This window comes from Bosea sp. 124 (assembly GCF_003046175.1).
GTDB lineage: Bacteria > Pseudomonadota > Alphaproteobacteria > Rhizobiales > Beijerinckiaceae > Allobosea.
On record NZ_PZZM01000001.1, the window covers coordinates 259,577 to 281,614 of the forward strand.

Annotated in this window: 18 protein-coding genes; 6 read left to right on the forward strand and 12 right to left on the reverse strand. The window is 67.1% G+C overall.

Going from position 1 to position 22,038, the window contains the following annotated elements; genetic code table 11:
* Positions 1-13: 13 nt before the first annotated feature.
* Positions 14-1,258 (reverse strand): flavin-dependent oxidoreductase, encoded by a 1,245-nt coding sequence (locus tag C8D03_RS01295; RefSeq protein WP_108044648.1) that lies wholly within the window; start codon positions 1,256-1,258, stop codon positions 14-16.
* A 288-nt stretch (positions 1,259-1,546) separates the two neighbouring features.
* On the opposite strand from C8D03_RS01295, the gene C8D03_RS01300 reads away from it, so the two are divergent.
* The 3 genes from C8D03_RS01300 (at position 1,547) to C8D03_RS01310 (ending at position 3,731) form a co-directional block, all read left to right on the forward strand.
* Positions 1,547-1,819, forward strand: coding sequence for an HU family DNA-binding protein (locus tag C8D03_RS01300; RefSeq protein ID WP_108044649.1), 273 nt, complete (start codon positions 1,547-1,549; stop codon positions 1,817-1,819).
* A gap of 101 nt (positions 1,820-1,920) precedes the next feature.
* Positions 1,921-3,096, forward strand: coding sequence for a vWA domain-containing protein (locus tag C8D03_RS01305; protein WP_108044650.1), 1,176 nt, complete (start codon positions 1,921-1,923; stop codon positions 3,094-3,096).
* Positions 3,097-3,128: 32 nt separating this feature from the next.
* Positions 3,129-3,731 (forward strand): hypothetical protein, encoded by a 603-nt coding sequence (locus C8D03_RS01310; protein WP_146170030.1) that lies wholly within the window; start codon positions 3,129-3,131, stop codon positions 3,729-3,731.
* Between the two features lie 70 nt (positions 3,732-3,801).
* On the opposite strand, the gene C8D03_RS01315 is transcribed toward C8D03_RS01310, so the two are convergent.
* Positions 3,802-4,320 carry a universal stress protein gene (locus C8D03_RS01315; protein ID WP_248308309.1) on the reverse strand — a complete coding sequence of 173 codons (519 nt, stop codon included), beginning with the start codon at positions 4,318-4,320 and terminating at the stop codon, positions 3,802-3,804.
* A gap of 116 nt (positions 4,321-4,436) precedes the next feature.
* Here C8D03_RS01315 and C8D03_RS01320 point away from each other — a divergent pair, with 116 nt between their 5' ends.
* Positions 4,437-5,675, forward strand: coding sequence for an MFS transporter (locus tag C8D03_RS01320; protein WP_108044652.1), 1,239 nt, complete (start codon positions 4,437-4,439; stop codon positions 5,673-5,675).
* An 8-nt stretch (positions 5,676-5,683) separates the two neighbouring features.
* Here the strand turns inward: C8D03_RS01320 and C8D03_RS01325 are convergent, their stop codons facing one another.
* Both C8D03_RS01325 and C8D03_RS01330 read right to left on the reverse strand, forming a co-directional pair.
* A complete protein-coding gene (locus C8D03_RS01325) occupies positions 5,684-6,004 on the reverse strand; it encodes a 2Fe-2S iron-sulfur cluster-binding protein (RefSeq protein ID WP_108051049.1) in 321 nt (106 codons plus the stop codon).
* A gap of 109 nt (positions 6,005-6,113) precedes the next feature.
* Entirely contained in the window at positions 6,114-6,452 is a 339-nt protein-coding gene (locus C8D03_RS01330) for an Hpt domain-containing protein (RefSeq protein WP_108044653.1), read from the reverse strand.
* Positions 6,453-6,717: 265 nt separating this feature from the next.
* Between C8D03_RS01330 and C8D03_RS01335 the strand changes: the two genes are divergently transcribed.
* Positions 6,718-12,549 carry an apolipoprotein A-IV repeat region-like domain-containing protein gene (locus C8D03_RS01335; protein WP_108044654.1) on the forward strand — a complete coding sequence of 1,944 codons (5,832 nt, stop codon included), beginning with the start codon at positions 6,718-6,720 and terminating at the stop codon, positions 12,547-12,549.
* A 200-nt stretch (positions 12,550-12,749) separates the two neighbouring features.
* Here the strand turns inward: C8D03_RS01335 and C8D03_RS01340 are convergent, their stop codons facing one another.
* From C8D03_RS01340 to C8D03_RS01355, 4 genes are all read right to left on the reverse strand, one after another.
* Positions 12,750-13,355, reverse strand: a complete 606-nt coding sequence (locus C8D03_RS01340; protein WP_108044655.1) for an ABC-type transport auxiliary lipoprotein family protein — start codon at positions 13,353-13,355, stop codon at positions 12,750-12,752.
* Between the two features lie 4 nt (positions 13,356-13,359).
* Positions 13,360-14,502, reverse strand: coding sequence for an MlaD family protein (locus C8D03_RS01345; RefSeq protein ID WP_108044656.1), 1,143 nt, complete (start codon positions 14,500-14,502; stop codon positions 13,360-13,362).
* 3 nt (positions 14,503-14,505) lie between these two features.
* Positions 14,506-15,273, reverse strand: coding sequence for an ABC transporter ATP-binding protein (locus tag C8D03_RS01350; RefSeq protein ID WP_248308636.1), 768 nt, complete (start codon positions 15,271-15,273; stop codon positions 14,506-14,508).
* Positions 15,274-15,361: 88 nt separating this feature from the next.
* Positions 15,362-16,507 (reverse strand): MlaE family ABC transporter permease, encoded by a 1,146-nt coding sequence (locus tag C8D03_RS01355; RefSeq protein ID WP_108044658.1) that lies wholly within the window; start codon positions 16,505-16,507, stop codon positions 15,362-15,364.
* A 316-nt stretch (positions 16,508-16,823) separates the two neighbouring features.
* Here C8D03_RS01355 and C8D03_RS01360 point away from each other — a divergent pair, with 316 nt between their 5' ends.
* The gene (locus tag C8D03_RS01360; protein ID WP_146170032.1) at positions 16,824-17,765 is read left to right on the forward strand and encodes a hypothetical protein; all 942 of its coding nucleotides are present in this window, start codon (positions 16,824-16,826) and stop codon (positions 17,763-17,765) included.
* Here the strand turns inward: C8D03_RS01360 and C8D03_RS01365 are convergent.
* The 4 genes from C8D03_RS01365 to C8D03_RS01380 form a co-directional block, all read right to left on the reverse strand.
* A complete protein-coding gene (locus tag C8D03_RS01365) occupies positions 17,753-19,144 on the reverse strand; it encodes an FAD-binding oxidoreductase (protein WP_108044660.1) in 1,392 nt (463 codons plus the stop codon). The genes C8D03_RS01360 and C8D03_RS01365 overlap by 13 nt on opposite strands.
* A 52-nt stretch (positions 19,145-19,196) precedes the next feature.
* The gene (locus C8D03_RS01370; RefSeq protein WP_108044661.1) at positions 19,197-20,081 is read right to left on the reverse strand and encodes an ABC transporter permease; all 885 of its coding nucleotides are present in this window, start codon (positions 20,079-20,081) and stop codon (positions 19,197-19,199) included.
* Positions 20,078-20,866 carry an ABC transporter ATP-binding protein gene (locus tag C8D03_RS01375; protein WP_108051051.1) on the reverse strand — a complete coding sequence of 263 codons (789 nt, stop codon included), beginning with the start codon at positions 20,864-20,866 and terminating at the stop codon, positions 20,078-20,080. Before C8D03_RS01375 ends, C8D03_RS01370 begins: the two co-directional genes overlap by 4 nt.
* Positions 20,867-21,004: 138 nt before the next feature.
* Positions 21,005-22,027, reverse strand: coding sequence for an ABC transporter substrate-binding protein (locus tag C8D03_RS01380; protein WP_108044662.1), 1,023 nt, complete (start codon positions 22,025-22,027; stop codon positions 21,005-21,007).
* Positions 22,028-22,038: the final 11 nt, after the last annotated feature.

Here is a 22,038-nt window from a genome sequence, read left to right on the forward strand (position 1 = left end):
CTGGAAGCCCGAATCAGGCGCGCCTGGCGAGTTGCTCGGCCGAAAAGCCCGCCTTGCCGGCATAGGACTTCACGATCGCCTCGCGCCGGGCATAACTCAGCACGCGCTCGACATCGTCGAAGCCGTTGGGAGCGAGCTGCTCGACCGCGTCGATGACCCGCTCCGGCCCACCATTCCGGTTGAGCGCGACGATCTCGGCCGTCGCCGGCAGACGTTGCGCCTCATAGGCTGCGAGCGCATGGCGCGGATGCTCGGACCGCACCAGCAGGTCGGCGAGGCAGCGCGCATCCAGGATCGCCTGCGAGGCGCCGTTCGAGCCGACCGGATACATCGGATGAGCGGCGTCGCCGAGCAGCGTCACCCGGCCATGGGTCCAGCGCGGCAGCGGGTCGCGGTCGCACATCGGATAATCCCAGAAGCCCGGGCTCGCCTGAATCAGGCCGAGGATGTCGACGCCCGGAACAGTGAAGCGGCGCGCGAAGGGCAGCACGTCCTCCAGCCGGCCCGGCTTCGACCAGGCCTCCTTCGGCGGCGGCTTGGCTGGATCGCCGGTGCGGATGTTGACGACCCAGTTGGTCAGCCGCGTCTGCGGCGTACTGCCCTTCGCGATCGGGTAGAGCACGAGCTTTCCGGCCATGCCGCCGGCGATGATCATGCTCTCGCCATCGAGAAAGGCCGGCCAGTCGCAGGCGCCGCGCCACATCTGCACGCCGTTCCAGCGCGGCGGGCCCTGATCTGGAAAGTAATGCGCGCGCACCATGGAATGGATGCCGTCGGCCGCGATCAGGAGATCGGCGCGGGCCGTCTCGCCGGCCTCGCCGCGGCGGGAATCGGTGAAATGGGCCGTGACGCCCCCCTCATCCTGCACGAAGCCCTGAAGCCGGCGCCCGGCGTGCAACGCTTCTTCGCCCAGCCGCGCGACGACGGCATCCCGGATCACGCCCTGCAGGCGGCCGCGGTGGATCGAGAATTGCGGCATCGGTGAGCCGGCATGCAGGCCGCGCGGCTCGCGCCAGACGGTCTGGCCGAAGCGGTTCATATAGATCAGCTCGTGCGTCCGGATCGCGACCCCATCCAGCGCCGGCAGCAGGCCCAGCTCCGCCAGTTCCCGGATCGCATGGGGCAGCGTGTTGATGCCGACCCCGACCTCGCGGATCTCTCCCGACTGCTCGTAGACGGTCGCGGCGATGCCGCGCGCATGCAGCATGAGCGCAAGCGTCAGCCCGCCGATGCCGCCCCCGACGATGATGACTTTCATGGCGATCCCCAGCTCGTCCTTATTATTTCAAGCTTGAAATAATTGGGCTCGCCCTGTCAATCGCGCGCTGGAATTGCGCGCGTTAGCCCATTATACCGCCGGCTTTTCGGGAACGAAGCCGATTTCTGTGCGTATCTTTGGCCACGGGCATCGCCTTTCGACGATGGTCGTGGCAACTGCCTCAGTCGCGCCCTGCGGTATGCGGTAGCGGCGCTTCGTGAGACGAAACTGCCACGAATGGCCGGCCCTGCGGGCGGCGCCCCACAACACTCTCCGAAGGAGGACCTCATGACCAAGAACGAACTGATTGCCGCCATCGCGGACGAGACCGGCAAGTCGAAGACCGATGTCTCCGCCGTTCTGGCTTCGCTCGGCGCGATTGTCGCCAAGACCCTGAAGTCCGGCGACGACATCACGCTCGGCGGCGTCGGCAAGCTCTCGGCTGCCAAGCGCGAAGCCCGCGAGGCCCGCAACCCCTCGACCGGCGCAACGATCAAGGTCCCGGCCAAGACCGTGGTCAAGTTCAAGGTGACCAAGGATCTCGCCGACGCCGTGGCGTGACCCCGGCTCCCGCCGTCATTCCGGCCCGCGATCCGCAGGCCGAAATGACGGCGGAGACGCGGCTCGCTTGACCGCGGCGCGTCGAGCGGCACAGTAGCGCGATGTTCCTGCGCCTCTTCACCGATCTGCGCGCCGCCAAGGTGCCCGTGACGCTGCGGGAATATCTGGCGTTGCTCGAAGGCGTCGAGGCCGATCTCGCGGAGCATCGCGTCGACGAGTTCTATTATCTGGCGCGCACCTGCCTGGTGAAGGACGAGCGCCATCTCGACCGCTTCGACACCGTGTTCGCCAAGGTCTTCAAAGGCATGGACACGCTGCAGCAGGCGATCGAGCAGGCCGGCATTCCCGAGGAATGGCTGCGCAAGCTCGCCGAAAAATACCTGACCGACGACGAAAAGGCGCAACTTCAGGCGCTGGGCTGGGACAAGCTCTGGGAGACGCTGAAACAGCGCCTCGACGAGCAGAAGGGCCGGCATCAGGGCGGCTCGAAATGGATCGGCACAGCCGGGACGTCGCCCTATGGCGCCTATGGCTACAACCCCGAGGGCGTGCGCATCGGCCAGGACGGCAACCGCAATTTCCGTGCGGTGAAGGTCTGGGACAAGCGCGACTTCAGGGATTTCGACGACACCCGCGAGCTCGGCGTCCGCAATCTGCGCGTGGCCCTGCGACGCTTGCGCAAATTTGCGCGCACCGGGCTGGCCGAGGAGCTGGATCTCGACAGCACGATCAGCGAGACGGCACGGCACGGCTATCTCGACGTCAAGCTCCGCCCCGAGCGGCGCAACGCGGTCAAGGTGCTGCTGTTCCTCGATGTCGGGGGCTCGATGGACTGGCATGTCGAACTGGCCGAGGAGCTATTCTCGGCGGCGCGGGCCGAGTTCAAGCATTTCGAGCACTTCTACTTTCACAACTGCCCTTATGAGCGGGTCTGGCGCGAGAACCGGCGTCGCCACGACCAGGTCATCCCGACCTGGGACGTGCTGCGGACCTATCCGGCCGACTACCGCGTCGTCTTCGTCGGCGACGCCTCGATGAGCCCCTACGAGATCGCCATGCCGGGCGGCTCGGTCGAGCACTGGAACGAGGAGGCCGGTGCCGTCTGGATGGAGCGACTGACCACGAAGTTCCAGAAATCGGTCTGGCTCAACCCGGTGCAGCAGCAGCTCTGGAGCTACACCCAATCGATCCGCGAGATCGGGGGCCTGATGAACGGGCGGATGTTCCCGCTGACGCTCGACGGGCTGGACAGCGCGATGAAGGTGCTGGCGCGCTGACAAGCGCCGCCGGAGCCGCTATGGCTCCGGCCATGAATCCCATTTCCGACGACGATACCCCTCCCCCGTCCTGGCGCCAGCGTCCGAGGCCCGTCGGCTTCGAGATCGCCTACACGCTCGATGGCGAGACGCTCGAGATCGATACGACACGCAAGGTCGACCGGGTCCGGCTGGCGGCGGTCGAGCAGGTCCGTTTCGTCTATGCGCCGAGCAACATCAGTTCGAAGGGCTTCAAGACGCAGCTTCGCCTGAGCGACGGCAAGAGCATCAGCTTCGGCAACCTGTCCTGGCGCTCGCTGACCGACATGGACCGCGACGATGCAGGCTATCACGCCTTCGTCGTGGCGCTTGCGGCTGCGATCGCGCAGGCCAATCCGCGCGCCCGCTTCGTTGCCGGAAAGCCGTTCGCCTTCTGGCTCGCGCTTGCCGCCGTCAGCGCGCTGTCGCTGCTGATGCTGGCCTTCTTCACGGTCCGCGCCTTCGTGCAGGGCGCGAACTCGACCGCCCTGCTCGGCCTGCTGCTGGCCGGCGCATCCTACTGGCAGGTCAAGCCGATGGTCGTGCTCAACCGCCCGCGTGAACTGGCGAGCGGCGAGGTCCCGGACGATCTGGTGCCGGGACGCCCCGCCGCCTGAGCCAGCTCGGGGCGCTTCATCGTATCGCGTTTTCTTCAGGCGAACCGGCATCCTCTTCGCTCGAAACCGCTCAGCGTACGACGAGCACCGAGCATTTGGCGCGCCGCACGATCGCCGAGGCATTCGAGCCGATGACATAAGCCAGCATGCCGGGCTCATGCGAGCCGATGACGATCAGGTCGGCGCCGCTGGCATCGGCCTCCGCCAGAACCTCACCATGGACCGAGCCGATCAGCACCTTGGCCGAGACCTGCTGTTCCGGCAGGTCGATCTTGGCGGCGATCTCGGCCAGCCTGGCTTCGGCATCCTCCTGCTGTTCGGCATCGAAATCGGCCGGTACGAATTCCATGTAAGTGATCGGCACGAGCGAGCGGACATATGCCAACCTCACCGTCCCACCCGATGCCTTGGCGAAGGAGACGGCTGCGGCGATGGCGGCAGTCGCCATCTCGGCCTCGGCAATGTCGACGGGAACCAGAATCGACTTGTACATCGTGCTCTCCTCGTTGCGTTGCGGCGATACCTTATGGTTCGCCGGCCCTGCGGCGATGATCCAGCGCAAATCATGGACCGGCACAGGTTCGATCATAGCCCGGTTTCGAGGCCTGCGCGCAACGCGCGAGGCGGCGCTATCCAGTCCGGCCGCGCTGCTCTAGAAAGATCGTCGCGCTCCCTGCCGGGCCGCGCCTTGTCCTGGGCCTCCCGATGACCGACATCGCCCCCGCTCCGCGCGGCTTCGCCACGCTGCTGCGGTCGCCGACGATCTTCCTGATGACGCTGGCCTTCATTAACTGGCTCGGCTTCGCGAGCTGGAGCGCCCTGCTCAACAATTTCGCCAAGGAGGCCGCCGGCTTCACCGGCGCCGATATCGGCATCCTGCAATCGGTGCGGGAGATTCCGGGCTTCCTGGCCTTCACCGCGATCGTGCTGTTCTGGATCATGCGCGAGCAGGTGCTCGCCTATCTCAGCCTGGTCACGCTCGGCATCGGCGTGGCCATCACCGGCTTTTATCCGACGCTCGGCGGCCTGTTGCTGACGACGACGGTGATGTCGCTGGGTTTCCACTATTACGAGACGGCACAGCAGTCGTTGCAGCTCCAGCTCCTGCCGAAATCGGAGGCGCCGCGCCTGCTCGGCCGGATCGCCGGCGCTTCAGCCACGGCGCAGCTGCTGGCGTTCGGGACGATCGCCGTGATCTGGCGCGTGTTGCAGCCCGGCTATGTCGTCGTCTTCCTGGCGTCCGGCAGTCTCGTGGTGGTCCTCGCAATCCTGGCCTGGGCGCTGTTCCCGCGCTTTCAGGGCGCCGTGCCACAGAACAAGGGCTTCGTGCTGCGCCGGCGCTACTGGCTGTATTACGCGCTGACCTTCATGTCGGGCGCACGGCGGCAGATATTCATGGCCTTCGGCGGCTTCCTGCTGGTCGAGCGCTTCGGCTATGACGTCTCGGCGACGGCCATGCTGCTGCTCGCGACCTATGGCATCAATACCTTCATGGGCCCGATGCTGGGCCACCTCGTCGGCCGGTTCGGCGAGCGCGCGACGATCCAGCTCGAAAACGTCTCGCTGATCGTGGTCTTCATCGGCTACGCACTGGCAAGCCACGGCCATTTCGCCGGCTGGGGCGTCTTCGTCGCCGGGGCGCTCTTCATCGTGGACGGCGTGTTCTTCACGCTGACGCTGGCGCAGCGGACCTATTTCCAGAAGATCGCCGATCCGGCCGATATCGCGCCGACCTCGGCGGTCGCCTTCACCATCAACCACATCGCGGCGGTCGTCCTGCCGGTGACGTTCGGGCTGATCTGGCTGCGCGATCCCGCGATCGTCTTCTATATCGGCGCGGCCGTGGCGACGGTGTCGCTGACGCTGGCCTTCCTCGTGCCGCGCCATCCGGCGCCGGGGCACGAGACGGTGATGGCGCCGGCGACGCCAGCGGCAGCCGAGTAGAGCGACCTTCAGCCCTGACGGGCCGGCGTCCGAACGACGAGCCCGTCGAGCTCGTCGCGCAGCTTGATCTGGCAGGAGAGCCGCGAGGTCGGGCGGACGTCGAAGGCGAAGTCGAGCATGTCCTCCTCCATCGACTCCGGGCTGCCGGTCTTCGCGGTCCAGGCCTCGTCGACATAGACATGGCAGGTGGCGCAGGCGCAGGCGCCGCCGCACTCCGCCTCGATGCCCGGCACGCCGTTGCGGATGGCGACCTCCATGACGGTCGCTCCGGATTCGCCCTCGACGGTCCGGCTTTCTCCCCGAGCGTCGATAAAGGTGATCTGCGGCATCATGAACTCCAAGGGCGGCGACGGCGTCCCGCCTTAGATCATTTCCAAGCGCCGAGGAAAGGACTTTTGGCCGCAGCGCCCGGCATGAAGGCCGGCCATGCCGATGGTCTCACGCCGCGCAGTCATGCCGGGCGATGACCGCCCTCGCCTCGGCCGCGGCCAAGGCGAGCGTGTCCATGGCGGCTTCGGTGCCGCGGAGATTCGTCTCGGCAAGCTGGCGCTCGATGGCATCGGCAGCATCGGCCACCTGCCAGGCACCGATGGCACGCGCCGCGCCCTTCAGCGTATGGGCCGCGTCCATGCGGCTGCGCGCATCCTCGGCCTGATGGATGGTGCGAAGATGACGGACACATTGCTGGGCGAAGAGGGTGAGAAGTTCGCGCTCGAGATCCTGGTCGCCGCCGGTCTGGCGGGCGAGATGGTCGAGATCGATGGCAGTCTGGGACATGACAGGCTCAAAATGGCGGGTCGACAGGCGCCGTGAAAGTGGCTCTGCCGGCCTCAAGCAAACGCCTTCATGGTAAACGAGGCGTTAACGACGTTTGTGAATCGGCGCCTTAAACGGGTTCCCAAGGCTTAGAGCGTCCACTACCCTTCCAATTGGTAAACGATGGGCGCAGTGTTTCTCCCCTTGCCAGGACCAGAGGCGGTCCGAGCGAGCCCGGCGATCACGATCAGGCTCCTGTCCCAGTAGCGTGGCGAGGCGGCACACCATGAATCGGCAGAAGAAGCTCCAGGACCCGACCGAAGCCGCCATGTCTGCGATCGAGGAGGCACTCCGGCTCGACCAGCCGAAGCCCGACATCGACGCCGATCCGGGATCAGAGCCGAAGCTGCCTGCCACCACCGAACATGACCTCAAGCTCGAACTGCCTCGCGTCGAGCCGGCCGCGCCGCAATCCGCCACCCCGGTCCAGCCGGCCGCGCCGCGCGCCGCGATCGCGCCCGATACGAGCCGCGTCGCCAATGACGACCGGCGCGATTCCAGCTCGTTGGTCCAGGCCTTCTCCGTCCGCCCCTCCACCAAGCCCTCCTGGTTCGCAGCGCTCGCCTCGCTCGCCTGGCTCGGCGGTGCGGCCTTCGTTCTGCTCAACCGCTTCGGTTCGCTCGACAGCGGCCTGCCCGAGCGCCTCGCTGCCTTCGGCGTCGGCGAATGGACCTTGCTGGCGCTCTGTGTCGGCGCGCCCGTCGTCTTCTTCTTCGTATTGGCGGCGCTCTATCGCCGGACGCAGGAGATGCGCCTCGTGTCGCGGGCGATGACCGAGGTCGCCCTGCGGCTGGCCGAGCCCGAGATCGTCGGCGCCGATTCCGTGCTGTCGCTGAGCCAGACCATCCGCCGCGAAGTCGCCGCCATGGGCGACGGCATCGAGCGCGCCGTCGCGCGTGCAGGCGAGCTGGAGACGATCGTGCGCGGCGAGATCGCCACGCTGGAGCGTGCCTATGCCGACAACGAAATCCGGCTGCGCTCCCTGATCGACGAACTGGTGACGCAGCGCGAGGCCGTGGTCGGCAATGCCGAGCGCGTGAAGTTCGCGATCAGCGGCGCGCATGAGAACCTCTCCAAGGATCTGGACAATGCCAGCCGCACGATCGCGGAGGCCGTTGCCCAGGCCGGCGACCGCGTCACCGGCTCGCTCGGCGAGAAGGGCGACCAGATCACCCAGGCGCTCGGGCGCGCCGGCGAGCGCATGATCGACGAGATCAGCGGCCGCGGCGGCGAACTGGTCGAGCGCCTGCAGGTCACCTCCGGCGAGGTCAGCGAGCGGCTGTCCGGGGCCAGCGACAGCCTGTCGACCCTGCTCGACGGCCGCGCCCGCGACATCGCATCCTCGCTCGAACGCACCGGCGCCGTCCTGACCGAAGGTCTCGCCACCGGGGCGCGCGACGTGACGCGCGCGATCACCGAGACCGGCTCGCAGGTGGTCGATACGCTGGCGGCCCGCGTCGACACCGTGAACGAGACGCTGCGGGCGACCGGCGAGGCGCTGGCGCAGGACATTTCCGCGCGCGGCAGCGAGGCCGCCGAACGCTTCGAGACCAGCAGCCGCAGCATGGTCGCGCTGATCGAGAACCAGAGCGAGGCCCTGAGGGCGCGCCTGGCGGAGACCGGCGAAACCCTGCGCGCCTCGCTTGCCGACGAGGGCGACAGCGTCACAACGCGCCTCGCCGAGGTCGGCCGCGGCGTCAACGGCCTGCTCGCCCGTCAAAACGAGTTGATCGCCTCGCGGCTGATCGAAGTCGGCGAGAGCGTCAACACTCTGATCGGAACCCAGAGCGAGGCGCTCGTCACCCGACTGAACGACACCGCCCGGACGGTCGACGATGTCCTGCGCGAGCGCAGCGATGCGATCATCCTGCGCGTCGACGAAGCCGGCCAGTCGCTGGGCGAGACCGTCGGACGGCATGGCGAGGTGCTGGCGACGCGCGTCGCTTCGGTCACCGAGGGCCTCCAGACCGTGATCGACGACCATGGCGGCAAGCTGGTGGCGCGCCTGTCGGAAACCGGCGAAACCGTCCAGACCCTGCTCGGCCAGCAGGCCGAGAGCCTGGTCTCGCGGGTTTCTGATACGGGCTCCGAGGTCGCGAAGCTCCTCGCGGAACAGAGCCATTCTCTGGTCTCGAGGGTTTCAGGCACAGGCTCGGATGTGGCAAAGCTGCTCGCGGACCAGAGCGAGTCTCTGGTCTCGCGACTTTCGGGCACGGGCACGGATGTCGTCCAGATGCTCGCCGATCAGAGCGAGACGCTGGTCAACCGGGTTTCCGGCACGGGCGCCGACGTCGCGAGATTGCTGGGTGAGCAGGGCGACACGCTCGTCTCGCGCGTCTCCGGCACCGGCGCGAATGTCGCCAGCTTGCTGGCTGGACAGAGCGAAGCTCTCGTCTCGCGCGTGTCGGGAGCCAGCGTGGAGGTCGGCAAACTGCTCGACAGCCAGAGCGAGACCCTCGTGCTGCGTCTCAACGAGGCCGGCGAGCAGGCCCACGGCCTGATCGGGGCCCAGAGCGATGCGCTGGCATCGAGCCTGTCCGAGACCGGCGCGCGGGTCGGTGCGCTGCTCGACGAGCAGGCCGCCGCCCTGACCGTGAAGCTCTCGCAGGCAGGCCTAGAGGTGAAGGATCTGCTCGGCAGCGAAAGCCAGGCTCTGGTCAGCCGCGTCGCCGATGTCGGCCGTTCGGTCCATAGCGTACTTGCGGAACGCAGCGGTGCCCTGATCACCCGGCTGGCCGAGACGGGCGAGAGCCTGGACCAGCGGCTCGACGAGCGGGGCGCGGCCCTGGCGGCCCGGCTCACGGATGCCAGCGAAGCCGCGCAGGCAGCCCTTGAGCTGCAGCAGAGCGGCTTCCTGACGCGATTGAGCGAAACCGGCGAGCAGGTCGGCACCTTGCTCGGCGATCAGCGCGAGACGCTGCTGCGCGATCTCGTAAGCGCCGGCCGCGAGGTCCATACGCTGCTCGGCGAGCAGAGCGAGGAGCTGGCTCGCCGCATGAACGACGCCACCCGCTCCCTGACCGAGACCATCAATGTCGACGGCCGCGATGTCGCGGACCGGGTCACCGAGGCGACGCAGGGCCTGCGCGAGACCTTCACCGTCCATGCCGAGGAGGCGCGCACCCTGCTCGCCGGCACCGGCAAGGAGATCGTGCTGGCGCTGACGCAGCAGGGCGGACGCGTCAACGAGGCGCTGTCGGCGAATGCCGAGTCGATGCTGCGCTCGGTGGACAGCCGCGCCCAGGCGCTGACAGAGGCCATTTCTGGCCGTCACGACGCGTTGAACCGGCTCTTCGACGAGCAAGGCCGCGAAATCGGAGCGACGCTGGGCGAACGCCTCAGCGCCTTCGCGGAGCTGTTCGACAACCAGGGCCGCCATGTCGAGAACGCTCTTGGCTCACGCCTCGCAGCCTTCGAGGACGTCATCGTTCACAAGGGCGGCGATCTGGCGAGCAAGCTGTCCGACGACACCCGGGCCCTGACCGTCGCGGTGACGACCGGAATCGCGAGCGTCGAGAAGCTGATCGGCGAGGATGGCATGGCGCTGGCCGAGCGGGTCGGAACCCGTGCGGCCGAAGCCGCCGAGATCCTGGCCAACCGCACGCGTGAAGCCACCGACGCGATGGAGAGCCAGATCAAGGTCTTCGAGGAGCGCTCGGGCGCCAAGAGTGCCGAGATCGCCAGCTCGCTCGACGGGCTGATCGCTCGGATCGACGGCAGCCTCGGCTCGCGCGCCACCGCGCTGAACGAGGCGCTGGTCGAGCGCACGGTCGATATCGCCCGCGTGCTGGCGGAGGGCGGCCGCGAGGTCACCCGCGCGCTGGCGGCCAAGGCCGACGAGATCGGCGAGGTCGTGACCTCGAAGAGCGAATCGCTCACCCGCACGCTCAGCGACAAGGCCGATACGATCAACGCCACGCTCGGCGGTCGCGCGCTCCAGATCGCCGACACGCTCGACCGCAGCGTCGCCCGCTTCGAGGAGCGCGTGGTCAACCGGCTCGACACGGTCTCCGGCACGCTCGACACGCGTGGCCAGGAGATCGCCGACACGCTGCAGACCAAGTCGGATGCGATCACGGCCTCCCTCAGCGAACGCACCGAGGAGCTGCGCGTGCTGTTCGACGACAAGGGCGGCGGCATGGTCGCCGCTCTCGGCCAGCGCGGCGAGGCCATTGCGACGGCGCTCGGCGACCGCGCCGAAGCCCTGCGCCTGCTGTTCGAGGACAAGGGTGGCGGCATGGTCGCCGCTCTCGGCCAGCGCGGCGAGGCCATCGCCAACGAGGTCGCCATGGTCGGTGAGACCGTGGTGCGGGCGATCGAGAGCCGCGGCTCGTCGATCATCGAGGGGCTGCGCGAGCGTGGTAGCGCGATCACGACCGCCCTCGACACCTCGTCGAGCGGGCTGCGCGAGACGCTGGAACACGGCACGCGGCAGTCGGTCGAGGCGCTGGTCAGCACCAATGAGCAGCTTCGCGGCGAACTCGGCGGCATGCTCGGCCGGCTGGGCGAGGCGAACAAGCTCATGCAGCAGATCGTCAACGGCGCGAACAAGAACCTCGCCGCCGTCGAGGGCGGCCTCTCGGCCCGCCTCGGCGATCTGCAGAGCGTGATCGCCACCGTCATGGACGAAACCGGCAAGGCGACGCAGCAGATCGGGGACCAAGTCACAGCCCTGAAGACGTTCTCCGAGGGAGCGTTGCGCGAGACAACTGCGCTCGTCGGCCAGCTCGACGACAAGGGCGCTTCGCTGAGCGAGGTCACCCAGGCCAGCACCGCCGCGCTGCATTCGGTCGCGACGCGTCTGGAGCAGGTCGAGGCGCGTGTCAGCAAGGCTCTCGCCGCGCGCAAGGATTCGCTCGAGGAACTGCACGGTCTGATCGCCAACCGGACCGACGACGTCGAATCGATCACCCGCTCCTTCGCGGCAATGATGGACGAGTCGCTGAGCACTGCGGAGGGGCGGGCGCGCCAGATCGGCGGCGTGCTGAGCGAGTCCGCCGAGTCCACCACCAGCGCGATCGCGCAGCAGTTCGAAATGATCCGGACGACGACCGGCAAGGAGCGTGAGCGTACCGCACTTGCCCTCCGGCAGGCCTACGAACAGGTCTCGAACGAGGTCGGCGGCGAGCTGGCGAAGGTGACCGACCGCTTCCAGGGCGCGGCGCAGGACATGCGCAACGTCGCCGCCGAAATCCAGCGCGAGCTGGAGGAGACGCGGGCCGAACTGAAGCGCGGCGTGCTCGACCTGCCGCGCGAGACGCAGGAATCGACCTCGGCCATGCGCCGGGTCGTCGCCGAGCAGATCAAGGCGCTGAACGAGCTGACCGAGATCGTCACCCGCTCGGGCCGTCGCAGCGACGTCGCGCTGCCGGTCGATGCCGGCCAGAGCCGTCGCACGGCGTCTGCCGCCCTGCCCCCGCAGGCCCCGGCCTATTCGACCGTGACGCAGGCCCGCCTGCCGGCGGCCGAGCCGCTGCTGCGGCCCTCGCTCGACGCGATGCCGGAGCCGGAGTCCGTCACCGTGACGCCCCGTGCCGAGGCACGCCCTGCCCCGGCGCCTCGCCCGACGCCCGGCCCTGCGCCCGCGCAGGAGGCTCCGCGCCGCCAACCGACGCCGGAGCCCCAGCAGCCTGCAAAGAGCGGCTGGCTCTCGGACCTGCTCAATCGCGCCTCGCGCGAGGACAAGGCTCCGGAGGCACCCAAGCCGACGGCGCATTCGATTGAACGGCTGGATTCGCTCTCGGTCGATATCGCCCGGATGATCGACCACGATGCCGCGGTCGAGCTTTGGGACCGCTACAAGCGCGGCGAGCGCAACGTCTTCACGCGCCGCCTCTACACCCTGCAGGGTCAGCAGACCTTCGACGAGATCCGCCGCAAGTACCGGCGCGATGCTGAGTTCAAGGAGACCGTCGACCGTTATATCGACGAGTTCGAGCGCCTGCTGGCGGAAGCCGCGAAGGACGACCGCGACTCCATGGTCGCCAAGACCTACCTGACCTCGGAGACCGGCAAGGTCTACACCATGCTTGCCCATGCGAGCGGGCGCTTCGAATAGGGCTCCAGCCGCATCGCCAGAATCGAAAAGGCCGCCTCCCGGGGCGGCCTTTTTGTTGATCCTGCGTCCGGGCGGCGAAGCCCCAGGGTCCAGCAGACGCGATCCATAATGGGGCCGGATCAGTGCGGCTTCGCCGCCGTCCAGGCTGAAGGCTTAGCAGGTCGAAGGCCTGGACCCGGGCCGAAACGCGGAGAAGCGCCTCAGCGCGCCCAGCGCACGATCTCGATCAGAACCTGCGACAGCGCCCGGTCGAGCGCCTGCGTGGCGCCCGTGCCATCGACGGCGCCGGCGGGGATGCGGGCGGAGAACATGCGCGCGCGCCGGATGTCGCCCGTCCGGTCGCCGACGAGCTTGGCGGTGATCTCGACCACAGCCATGCCGCTAGCGGCATCGATGTTGAAACTGCGGATGTCAGTGAGCAGTTGCACCTCTGGCGTGACGCGATCCCCTGGTCGCGCCACCGCGCCGAGCCTGCTGCCGTTCTCGAAGGTCTGGATCAGGCGGACCTGCACCAGCTTGGGCACACGGTCGGCCCATTGCGCTCCGCCCAGGAAGGACAGCGCACCGCTGGAATCCCGGACGATGACGCGGTCGGAATCGAGAGCCTGGACCGTCGTCGGCTCCTGCACCATCAGCGTCGCGCGCGAGCCGCCGATGCGGCCGAAGTCGCGGGGTGCCGAAAGATCGTAGGTGGTCGGCGCGCTGCCGCCGCCACAGCCCGCCAGCAGCACGCCGGCAGCGAGCGCCAGGGCGATGACGGGTTTGCGGAAAAGGGGATGCGGCGCGGGCTGGGCCTTGATCGTCATCGGTCTAGCGGGATCCACCATATTGAGGAAGCGAGGGCTTGCCGCCGAAGATGAACTGCTGCGGGTTACGTTCCAAACTCCGCAAGGTGCGGTTCAGATCCGTCAGCGTGCGCCGGCCGTCGCTGGCCAGCGTCTCGATGTCGCGCAGGCCCGGCCCGGTGAAGCGGCTGATCCCGGTGGTGATCTCGGCCGTGCGCTTGTCGAGGTTGTCGGCCAGCACGCGGATCGACTTCGCGGCATCGCTGACCTCGGTGAAGGCGCTGCGGCCATCCTGGCCGGCTGCGGTGTTCAGGAAGGCCTGCGCGCTCTTCAGCACGCCCTCGACCTGATCGGCCGCCCGGTTGAGCTTGTCGGTGATCGAGGCCACGTCCTTGACGGCCTTGCCGACATCGTCGCTGGAACCGCCGAGCGCAGCGGTGAACCTGTCGACGTTCTCGACGATCGAGCTGACCTTCTTCTGATCGACCGAACGGACGATCTCGGTCAGTTCCTGGCTGAGCACGCCGAGCTTCTCCGAGAGCGGTGCGATGGTCTCGGCGATCGTGCCAAAGCTCTGCATCAGCTTGTCGATGCCGTCGGAGTTGTTGCCGAGCGCGGCGGAGAACTTCTCGACGTTCCGGACCGTGTTGCCGATCGGGCCCGCATTGTCCTTCACCAGCCCCTCGATGCCGCCGAGCACGTCGTCGGCGCGCTTGGCGATGGTCCGCACCGTCTCGAGGATGTCCTGGAACTCGGAGCGTTCGGCGATGATCGTCGGCAACGCCTGGCCCGGCTGGGTGGTCAGGACCGCCGAATTGGGATCGCCGCCGAGAAGCTGCACGGCGACGACGCCGGCGAGCCCCTGCGCCTCGATGCGCGCGCGGGTATCGACGCGCAGCGGTGTCGTTCGGTCGACCTGGATCACGGCATAGATGCGGCGCGGATCATCGGGCTGGAGTTCGATTCGCGTCACCTCGCCGACGCGCAGGCCGTTGAACAGAACGCTCGAGCCCCGCCCGAGGCCCGTCACCGTGCCGCTGAAGATGACGCGCACATCCGCCTTCCTGCCGCCCGCGCCACTGTTGAACCAGTAGACGAACCCGAAGAGCGCAGCCAGGACAGCCAGCGTGAACAGTCCGACCAGCGCATAATTTGCCCGCGATTCCATGGTCTAGACTGTTTTTTCCCGTTGCTCGGGCAGCAGGCGGGCCTGGGCCCGCTCGCCGCCGAAATAGGCCTTGAGCCATGGATGGTCGGATGCCAGCATCGTGGCCAGCGGGCCGACTGCGATGACCCGCTTATCCGCCAACGCGCCGATTCGGTCGCAGGCGGAATACAGGCTGTCGAGGTCGTGGGTTACCATGAAGACGGTCAGCCCCAAAGTCTGCTTCAGCGTGACAATCAATTCGTCGAACTCCGCAGCGCCGATCGGGTCGAGCCCCGAGGTCGGCTCGTCGAGGAAGACGATTTCCGGGTCCAGGGCGAGCGCGCGGGCCAAAGCCGCGCGCTTGATCATGCCTCCAGAGAGTTCGGACGGTGATTTGTCGGCAGCGTCCGGACTCAACCCGACGAGATCGAGCTTCACCATCGCCATCTCGTCCAGAAGCGCTGGCGACAATTCCAGGTACTCGCGCATCGGCACCTGGATATTCTGCTTCACCGTCAGCGCCGAGAATAGCGCTCCCTGCTGAAACATGACGCCGAAACGTCGCTCCAGAGTCCGGCGCTGGACGAGGTTCAGCGTGTCGACATCCTCGCCGAAGACCTCGATCGTACCGCGCGCCTTCCGCACCAGACCCAGGATCGTGCGCGTCAGCACGGATTTGCCCTGCCCGGAGCCTCCGACGAAGCCGAGGATCTCGCCGCGCATCACATCGAGGTCGAGACCGTCCATGATGACCTTGTCGCCGAACGCGACCTTGAGGTCGCGCACACGGATGACGGCCTCGGGTTCCGCTGCCTCATGATGCGGCGCGGTGCGCGCAACGCCCTGTGTTCCCTGCTCGCTGATCACCGGAGTTCGATCCTCAAAACTCGATGGACGCGAAGAACATCGCGAAGAGACCATCGACGACGATGACCATGAAGATCGCCTTCACCACCGAGGCCGTGACCTGCCGCCCGAGCGACTCCGCCGAGCCCTTGACGGCGAGCCCCTCGATCGAGGCGATCAGCCCGATCACAAAGGCCATGAACGGCGCTTTTATGAGGCCAACCGCGAAGTGCTTCCAGGTGATGACCGATTGCAGCCGCGCCAGGAAGGTATCGATCCCGATGCCGCCATAGAGCCAGGACACCAGCGCCGCGCCGGTCAACCCCGCCATCGCCGAGATGAAGGTCAGGATCGGCAGCGAGATGATGAGCGCGAGGATGCGCGGAACGACGAGAACCTCGATCGGGTCGAGCCCCATCACCCGCAATGCGTCGATCTCCTCGCGCATCTTCATCGAGCCGATCTCGGCGGTGAAGGCCGAGCCCGAACGGCCCGCGATCATGATCGAGGTCAGCAGCACCGCCAGCTCGCGCAGGATCAGGATGCCGGTGAGGTTGACGACGAAGACAGCCGCGCCGAACTGCTGGAGCTGGAAGATGCCCTGCTGGGCGACGATGCAGCCGACGAGGAACGAGATCAGCATGATGATCGGCGCGCCGTTGAAGGCGATCAGCTCGATCTGGTTGACCAGCGAGGGTCCGCGAAACTTGCGCGGACCGAGCACGACGGCAGCGGAGCCGACGATGACCTCGCCCAGGAACATCGCGCCTCCGACCATGTCGCGGCCGAAGCGCACCACGGCAGCTCCGATGTTGACGAGAACATCGACGACCCTGAAGGCGTGGATCGGCGGTGACTTCTTGTGATCATGCGCGTCGATCTCGGCCAGCAGCACGCTGTGCTCCGGCCGCCGGCTGACGATCTCGACGGCCGCGCCGCCCGTTTCCTGCTCATGCTTGAGACGGTTCAGGACATAGGCGCCGAGCGTGTCCAGCCTGACCACGGCCGACAGGTCCAGCCGGGCGCGCGAGGCCTTCGCGATGCGCTCCGCGATCTCCGTGGCGAGGCTCTCGATGCGCGGAGCCCGGTCGGCGCTCCAGGACCCCGCGAGCGCCACGGCCAGCGTGCCGGCGTCGTCACGGAAGACCGCTTGCGGTTCGGCGGTATCAGGGCTCGCCATGGCTTTCCGTGAGGTCCTTCGTCCGCACACGAATGGTCGTGAATCAACCCGCGACGCCCGTCATTGAGCGCCAGCTTGCCCCTTCAGCCTGTATCGCCGCCCATTTCCGGGTTGGCAAGAGCATGACTTCGCGAGCGCGAGCGCGCCACAGCCCGCCCCCCGTTCGAGACGCCGGCACAGAGCGGTGCATAGGCTACAGGCAAGGGCCGATTCGAGACAGGAAACAATTCGTTAAGCCATCCGGTGCGAAGGTCCGCGATGGTGCATCATGACCGGCGACACCCGATTCGGCCGGTCCTTCAAGAGCAGGTCCGTCATGAGCGAAGCGCGTTCACTGACACCGCTGAGCGAAACGGATTACGAGGCGATCGAGGCGGCCGTCATGGAAACCGCTCGTGGCCGCTGGTTCATGACCGAATTCGCCAGGCGCAACCGTCAGGCCGACACGATCCAGCTTCTCGGCGCCATCAACCGGATCGAGCGGGTGGTCGGTATCGGCCTGCCGGAGCCGGTGCCGGAGCCCGATATCAGCGAGGCGGCGGCCCTGATCGCCGATCTGCGGATCGATCTGGAACGGATCAGCGGCAAGGCCGAGGAGCGCGCCTCCGGCCTGGCTGCGCGGATCGAGACGGCCGCAGGCATCATCGTCCAAGCCACAGAAAGCATGCAGGAAGCCGCCTGGAACCTGCGCGAGGCCGGCGCAAACGAGACACTGTGCGACATGCTCGACCAGCGCGCAGCCGAGATCTCGGCTGCGACCGTCATCGTGGAAGGCACGGTTCAGCAGATCGACAAGATCGCCGACACGATCGCGATGCTGGACAGCAGCCTTCGCGCGGTCGCCAGCCTGTCGCAGGGCACCGCCGAGGTCGAGCCCTTCATCGCCCCGCCGCCACCGGCGCGGACTCTCGACCAGCGCGACACGGCGCCGCTCGCCGGCTATGACGATATCGAGATCATCGAGATCGACGATCAGGCCCTGTCCCCCGCCATCAACAAGCTTACGATGGTGGATCGGCTGGGCGAGACGCGAATCGGCTCGATCGAGCAGCTCGACGACGACATCGTCTTCAACGAGCCGGCCGACGAGGTGACCGTCGCGATGGTCGAGCAGCCCTCTCCGGCCTTCGCTTTCCAGCAGCGTCTTGCCGGCGCCGAACAGCCGGCGATGGCCGCTTCGCCGACATCCGGGTCCGAGGCCACCCTGCGCGAACTCGATGCGCTGCCGGCGGACCGGAAAATCGCTTATTTTGCCTGATCACTGGCGACGAAGCTCGTCATCTTGCCCGGGTTCAACAGGCCGCGCGGATCGACCTCGCGCTTGAAGCCGAGTTGGTCGGCATCCGCCCGCTTGTGCCGGCTGCCCTCCTCCAGCGAGACGACATGCGGGTTGGCGATGAAGACGCCCGACGCCTCATGCTGCGCGATGATCTCGTTGAGACGCTCCGGCGTCGAGTAACGCAGGATCGGCAGCGCGCTCGCCGTCACACGCCCGCCGAAGCGGATGAACTCGTGATGCGGCAGCAGCTCGTCGCCGAAGCTCGCGATCGTCTCGCGGGCGCTTTCGACGAGCCGGTCATGCGGAAACAGGCATTGCAGATAGGTGATCGAGCGATCGCTCTTCAGCCACTGCAGCGTGGTGTGGTTCCAGGTGTATTCGTAGAGCGGGACGGTCCCTGGCCCTTCTTCCGAGGGCGCCTCATAGGTGATCGTGCCGCGCTTTCCGGCGATCGCCTTGAACGGGCCGAGCGAGCCCTCGGCGATCATGCAGATCAGGATGCTCTTGCCCGGCGGGCAATGCTGCTTCAGGGCGCCGAAACAGGGCGTGATGGCGGACGAGATCGGCGTGACCAGCTTCTTGACGATGCCATCGGCAAGGGCGAGTTCATAGCCGGCCTGGAAGGCTTCCATGTAGTCGTCGAAGGCGACGATGACGTCGATCCAGGGCCAGGCCGGCGCCAGCGGCATCTCGAGCGCAGTGATGATCCCGGTCGTGCCATAGGCGCGGTTCACCTTCTGGGCGGCATCGTCGCGCAATTCGATGATCCGCGGCTCCTCCTCGACGGTGACGATGCGCGCCGCCAGAATGTTGCCGGGCTCGCGCAGCCCGCCATAGGTGACGGAGCCGACGCCGCCCGAACCGCCGGCGACGAAGCCGCCGACCGTCGCGCTGCGCTTGGTCGAGGGATGCATGCGCTGCTCGTATCCGGCCTCCCGCATCGCGATGTCGACATCGAGCATGCGCGAACCGGCGGCCGTGCGCACGATGCCGGGCTTCTGCCAGGCGATGCCGGTGAGCCCGGTAATGTCGAGCAGGACCCCGCCCTCGAGTGGCACGGCCTGGCCGTAATTGCCGGTACCGGCGGCCCGCACCGTCAGCGGGATACGCCGTCTGGCGCAGGCAGCCGCGATGCGGATGACCTCGGCCTCATCGCGGGGAGTGGCGATGATGTCGGCCGACTTGTCGGCGAGCTGCTTGTTGAGGATCGGCGAATACCAGAAGAAGTCGCGCGAACGCTTGCGCACGACCTGGGCCTCGTCGATCAGCGCAATGCCGTCGAGGTCCTGCTTCAGCGCGGCGATGTCGTAGCGCGAAGCCTGGGCGGGCTTCGGCTGGCGTCCGGGAACGGCGCTCATGGGAAATCCTCTTGTTCTCGATTTTGCCCGCTCGCGATGACGGCGGCGTGCCTCAGTTTTCCCGCTTCAGGGCGCTCTCATGCCAGTGCCGCAGCAGCATATGCGAGACCCAGCTCGTGGCGAGGAAGATCGCGATGCCCGACAGCGAGATCATCAGCAATGCGGCGAAGACGCGCGGAATCTTGAGCTGATAGCCCGCCTCCAGAATGCGGTAGGCCAGGCCCGAAGCGCTGCCGCCGGTCCCGGCGACAAATTCGGCCACCACTGCGCCGATCAAGGCAAGCCCGCCCGAAATCTTCAGCCCCGCCAGGAAATAGGGCAAGGCCGCCGGCAGCTTGAGATGGCGCATCGTCTGCCAGCGGCTCGCGCCATAGAGCTGGAACAGGTTGACCAGGTTGTGGTCGGCCGAGTTGAGGCCGAGGATGGTGTTGGACAGGATCGGGAAGAAAGCGACGATCCAGGCGCAGATCAGCAGCGACAGGTTGATGTCGCCGGCCCAGATGATGATCAGCGGCGCGATCGCAACGATCGGCGTCACCTGCAGGATCACCGCATAGGGCAAGAGCGACATCTCCAGCCATTTCGACTGGGTGAAGAGCACGGCGAGCGTGACGCCGACGATCACCGCCGCCGCCAGCGCCATGAAGGTGATGCGCAGCGTGATCCAGAGCGAGCCCGACAGTGTCCCCCAATCGGCAACGAGCGTCTCGCCGATCAGCAGCGGCCCCGGCAGGATATAGGGCGGGATTCCGTTCCAGCGGACGGCGAACTCCCACAGGGCCAGCGCCAGCACGCCGATCGCGAGCGGGGCCAGGATGCGCGGCCAGGCGCCGGCGGGCAGGCCGAGAACGCGAGGCTCGGTCGCGAAGACCGGCCGCGCCTCGGCGTCGGTGCCATCATGGGCCGGTGCGGGGGTCTCCAGCGAAGGCGCGCTCATGAGCCGATTGCCTCCTTGAGCTTGCCGGAGACGGCGCGGCAGAGATGGGCGTATTCCGAAGAGGTGCGGAACAGGTCGTCGCGCGGATAGGGCGCATCCACGTCGAGATCAGCCATGACGCGGCCGGGGCGCGCCGCCATCACCACGATGCGCTTCGAGAGATACACCGACTCGAAGACCGAATGGGTGACGAAGACCGCGGTGAACTTCTCCTTCCACCAGAGTTCGAGCAGGTCATCGTTGAGGCGGTGGCGGGTGATCTCGTCCAGCGCCGCAAAAGGCTCGTCCATCAGCAGGATCTTGGGGCGCAGCACCAGCCCGCGCGCGATCGAGACGCGCATCTTCATGCCGCCCGAGAGTTCGCGCGGATAGGATTTCTCGAAGCCGGCGAGGCCGACCAGGGCCAGCATCGCCGCCGCACGCTCGCGGGCCTCGTGCTTGCGGACGCCTTTCAGCGTCAGCGGCATCATCACGTTGGCGAGCGCGGTCGCCCAGGGCATCAGGGTCGGATCCTGGAAGACGAAGCCGAGGTCGCGCTGCGGCTCGCCCGAGGCGTCATGGCCGGTGGTGGGCCATTCGATCGTGCCGCTGGACGGCGCTCCCAGCCCCGCGATCATCCGCAGCAGCGTCGACTTTCCGCAGCCCGAGGGGCCGAGCAGGCTGACGAACTCGCCCGAGCCGAGATCGAGATTGACGTCGCGCACCGCGATCGTGCCGTTGGCGAACTGCTTGGAGACATGGCGCACACTGACGAGCGGTCTGCCGCCGCCGGTGTGCTCCGTCATGGTCGTGCTCAGAGAGGCCGTGTCCAAAGCCTGATGATCCGTTGTCTGCAATGATCAACCGTCATTCTCGGGCGCAGCGCAGCGCGAACCCGAGAATCTCCGGCAGGAGATGCTCGGGTCAAGCCCGAGCGTGACGTGTCACGCCTTGCCGACGCCCTTGTTGACGAAGTCCAGGCTGTAGGCCTTCTTCAGGTCGATCCCGGCCGGGAAGACGCCCGCCTCGGTCATCGTCTTGTAGAAGCTCAGCCACCGCGCATCTGTCATGGCGCCGATGCCGAGCGTCAGCGCGTCGCCCGAGAGAACGATGCCCTTCTCGTTCATCACCTTGACCGCGTAGTCGATCTTCTCCTGATCCATGTCGGGATTGTCCTTCAGGATCTGGGCATTCGCAGCAGCGACGGCAGGGCCGCCCTTCATGTATTCGGCCCAACCCTCCAGCGAGGCTGTGACGAAGCGTTGGACGAGGTCCTTCTTCTCGTCGGCCATCTTCTTCGAGATGTTGATCGTGGTGTTGTAATTCTCGAAGCCGGCATCGGCGATGAGATGGACCACCGGCGTGACGCCGCCCTGCTTCTGGATGGCGAAGGGCTCGGACGACAGAAAGCCCTGCTGCGAGATGGTCTTGTCGGCCAGAAACGGCGCCATATTGAACGTGTAGGGCCTGATCTGCTCGTCGGTGAAGCCGAATTTCGCCTTCAGGAACGGCCAGTAGCTGTTGCGCCCGGCGGCGCCCACCAGGATCGGCTTGCCCTTCAGGGCCGCGAGCGAGTCGTTACCGACGCCGGGATGGGAGATGATGACCTGCGGGTCTTTCTGGAAGATCGAGGCGATGCAGAGGAAGGGGATGTTCTCCTGCGCATAGCGGATCGCCTCGAAGGAGTTCGACATGATCATGTCGACGCGGCCGCCGAGCAGAAGCTGCGAGGGGTTCTGCTGCGGGCCGCCGGGACGGATCTCAGCATCGATGCCGTATTTCTTGTAGATGCCGTTGGCGGCGGCGAGATAAAAGCCGCCATGCTCGGCCTGGGCGCGCCAGTTGGTCTGATAGGAAACCTTGTCGAGGGTCTGGGCGCTGACAGGGGCGCCGGGGACGGCCACCAGCGCCGAGCCGCCGATCAGTCCAAGCGCGCCACGGCGCGTCAGGCGATACTTCATCGTCATGCTACAACCTC

What these genes read in the sequence shown, in the direction of transcription:
- C8D03_RS01370 (WP_108044661.1), bottom strand. Translation starts at nt 20,081, where the DNA reads ATGAGCGCGCCTTCGCTGGAGACCCCCGCACCGGCCCATGATGGCACC.
- C8D03_RS01305 (WP_108044650.1), top strand. Translation starts at nt 1,921, where the DNA reads ATGTTCCTGCGCCTCTTCACCGATCTGCGCGCCGCCAAGGTGCCCGTG.
- C8D03_RS01335 (WP_108044654.1), top strand. Translation starts at nt 6,718, where the DNA reads ATGAATCGGCAGAAGAAGCTCCAGGACCCGACCGAAGCCGCCATGTCT.
- C8D03_RS01325 (WP_108051049.1), bottom strand. Translation starts at nt 6,004, where the DNA reads ATGCCGCAGATCACCTTTATCGACGCTCGGGGAGAAAGCCGGACCGTC.
- C8D03_RS01315 (WP_248308309.1), bottom strand. Translation starts at nt 4,320, where the DNA reads ATGATCGAACCTGTGCCGGTCCATGATTTGCGCTGGATCATCGCCGCA.
- C8D03_RS01295 (WP_108044648.1), bottom strand. Translation starts at nt 1,258, where the DNA reads ATGAAAGTCATCATCGTCGGGGGCGGCATCGGCGGGCTGACGCTTGCG.
- C8D03_RS01375 (WP_108051051.1), bottom strand. Translation starts at nt 20,866, where the DNA reads ATGACGGAGCACACCGGCGGCGGCAGACCGCTCGTCAGTGTGCGCCAT.
- C8D03_RS01355 (WP_108044658.1), bottom strand. Translation starts at nt 16,507, where the DNA reads ATGGCGAGCCCTGATACCGCCGAACCGCAAGCGGTCTTCCGTGACGAC.
- C8D03_RS01320 (WP_108044652.1), top strand. Translation starts at nt 4,437, where the DNA reads ATGACCGACATCGCCCCCGCTCCGCGCGGCTTCGCCACGCTGCTGCGG.
- C8D03_RS01340 (WP_108044655.1), bottom strand. Translation starts at nt 13,355, where the DNA reads ATGACGATCAAGGCCCAGCCCGCGCCGCATCCCCTTTTCCGCAAACCC.
- C8D03_RS01330 (WP_108044653.1), bottom strand. Translation starts at nt 6,452, where the DNA reads ATGTCCCAGACTGCCATCGATCTCGACCATCTCGCCCGCCAGACCGGC.
- C8D03_RS01345 (WP_108044656.1), bottom strand. Translation starts at nt 14,502, where the DNA reads ATGGAATCGCGGGCAAATTATGCGCTGGTCGGACTGTTCACGCTGGCT.
- C8D03_RS01365 (WP_108044660.1), bottom strand. Translation starts at nt 19,144, where the DNA reads ATGAGCGCCGTTCCCGGACGCCAGCCGAAGCCCGCCCAGGCTTCGCGC.
- C8D03_RS01380 (WP_108044662.1), bottom strand. Translation starts at nt 22,027, where the DNA reads ATGACGATGAAGTATCGCCTGACGCGCCGTGGCGCGCTTGGACTGATC.
- C8D03_RS01360 (WP_146170032.1), top strand. Translation starts at nt 16,824, where the DNA reads ATGAGCGAAGCGCGTTCACTGACACCGCTGAGCGAAACGGATTACGAG.
- C8D03_RS01310 (WP_146170030.1), top strand. Translation starts at nt 3,129, where the DNA reads ATGAATCCCATTTCCGACGACGATACCCCTCCCCCGTCCTGGCGCCAG.
- C8D03_RS01300 (WP_108044649.1), top strand. Translation starts at nt 1,547, where the DNA reads ATGACCAAGAACGAACTGATTGCCGCCATCGCGGACGAGACCGGCAAG.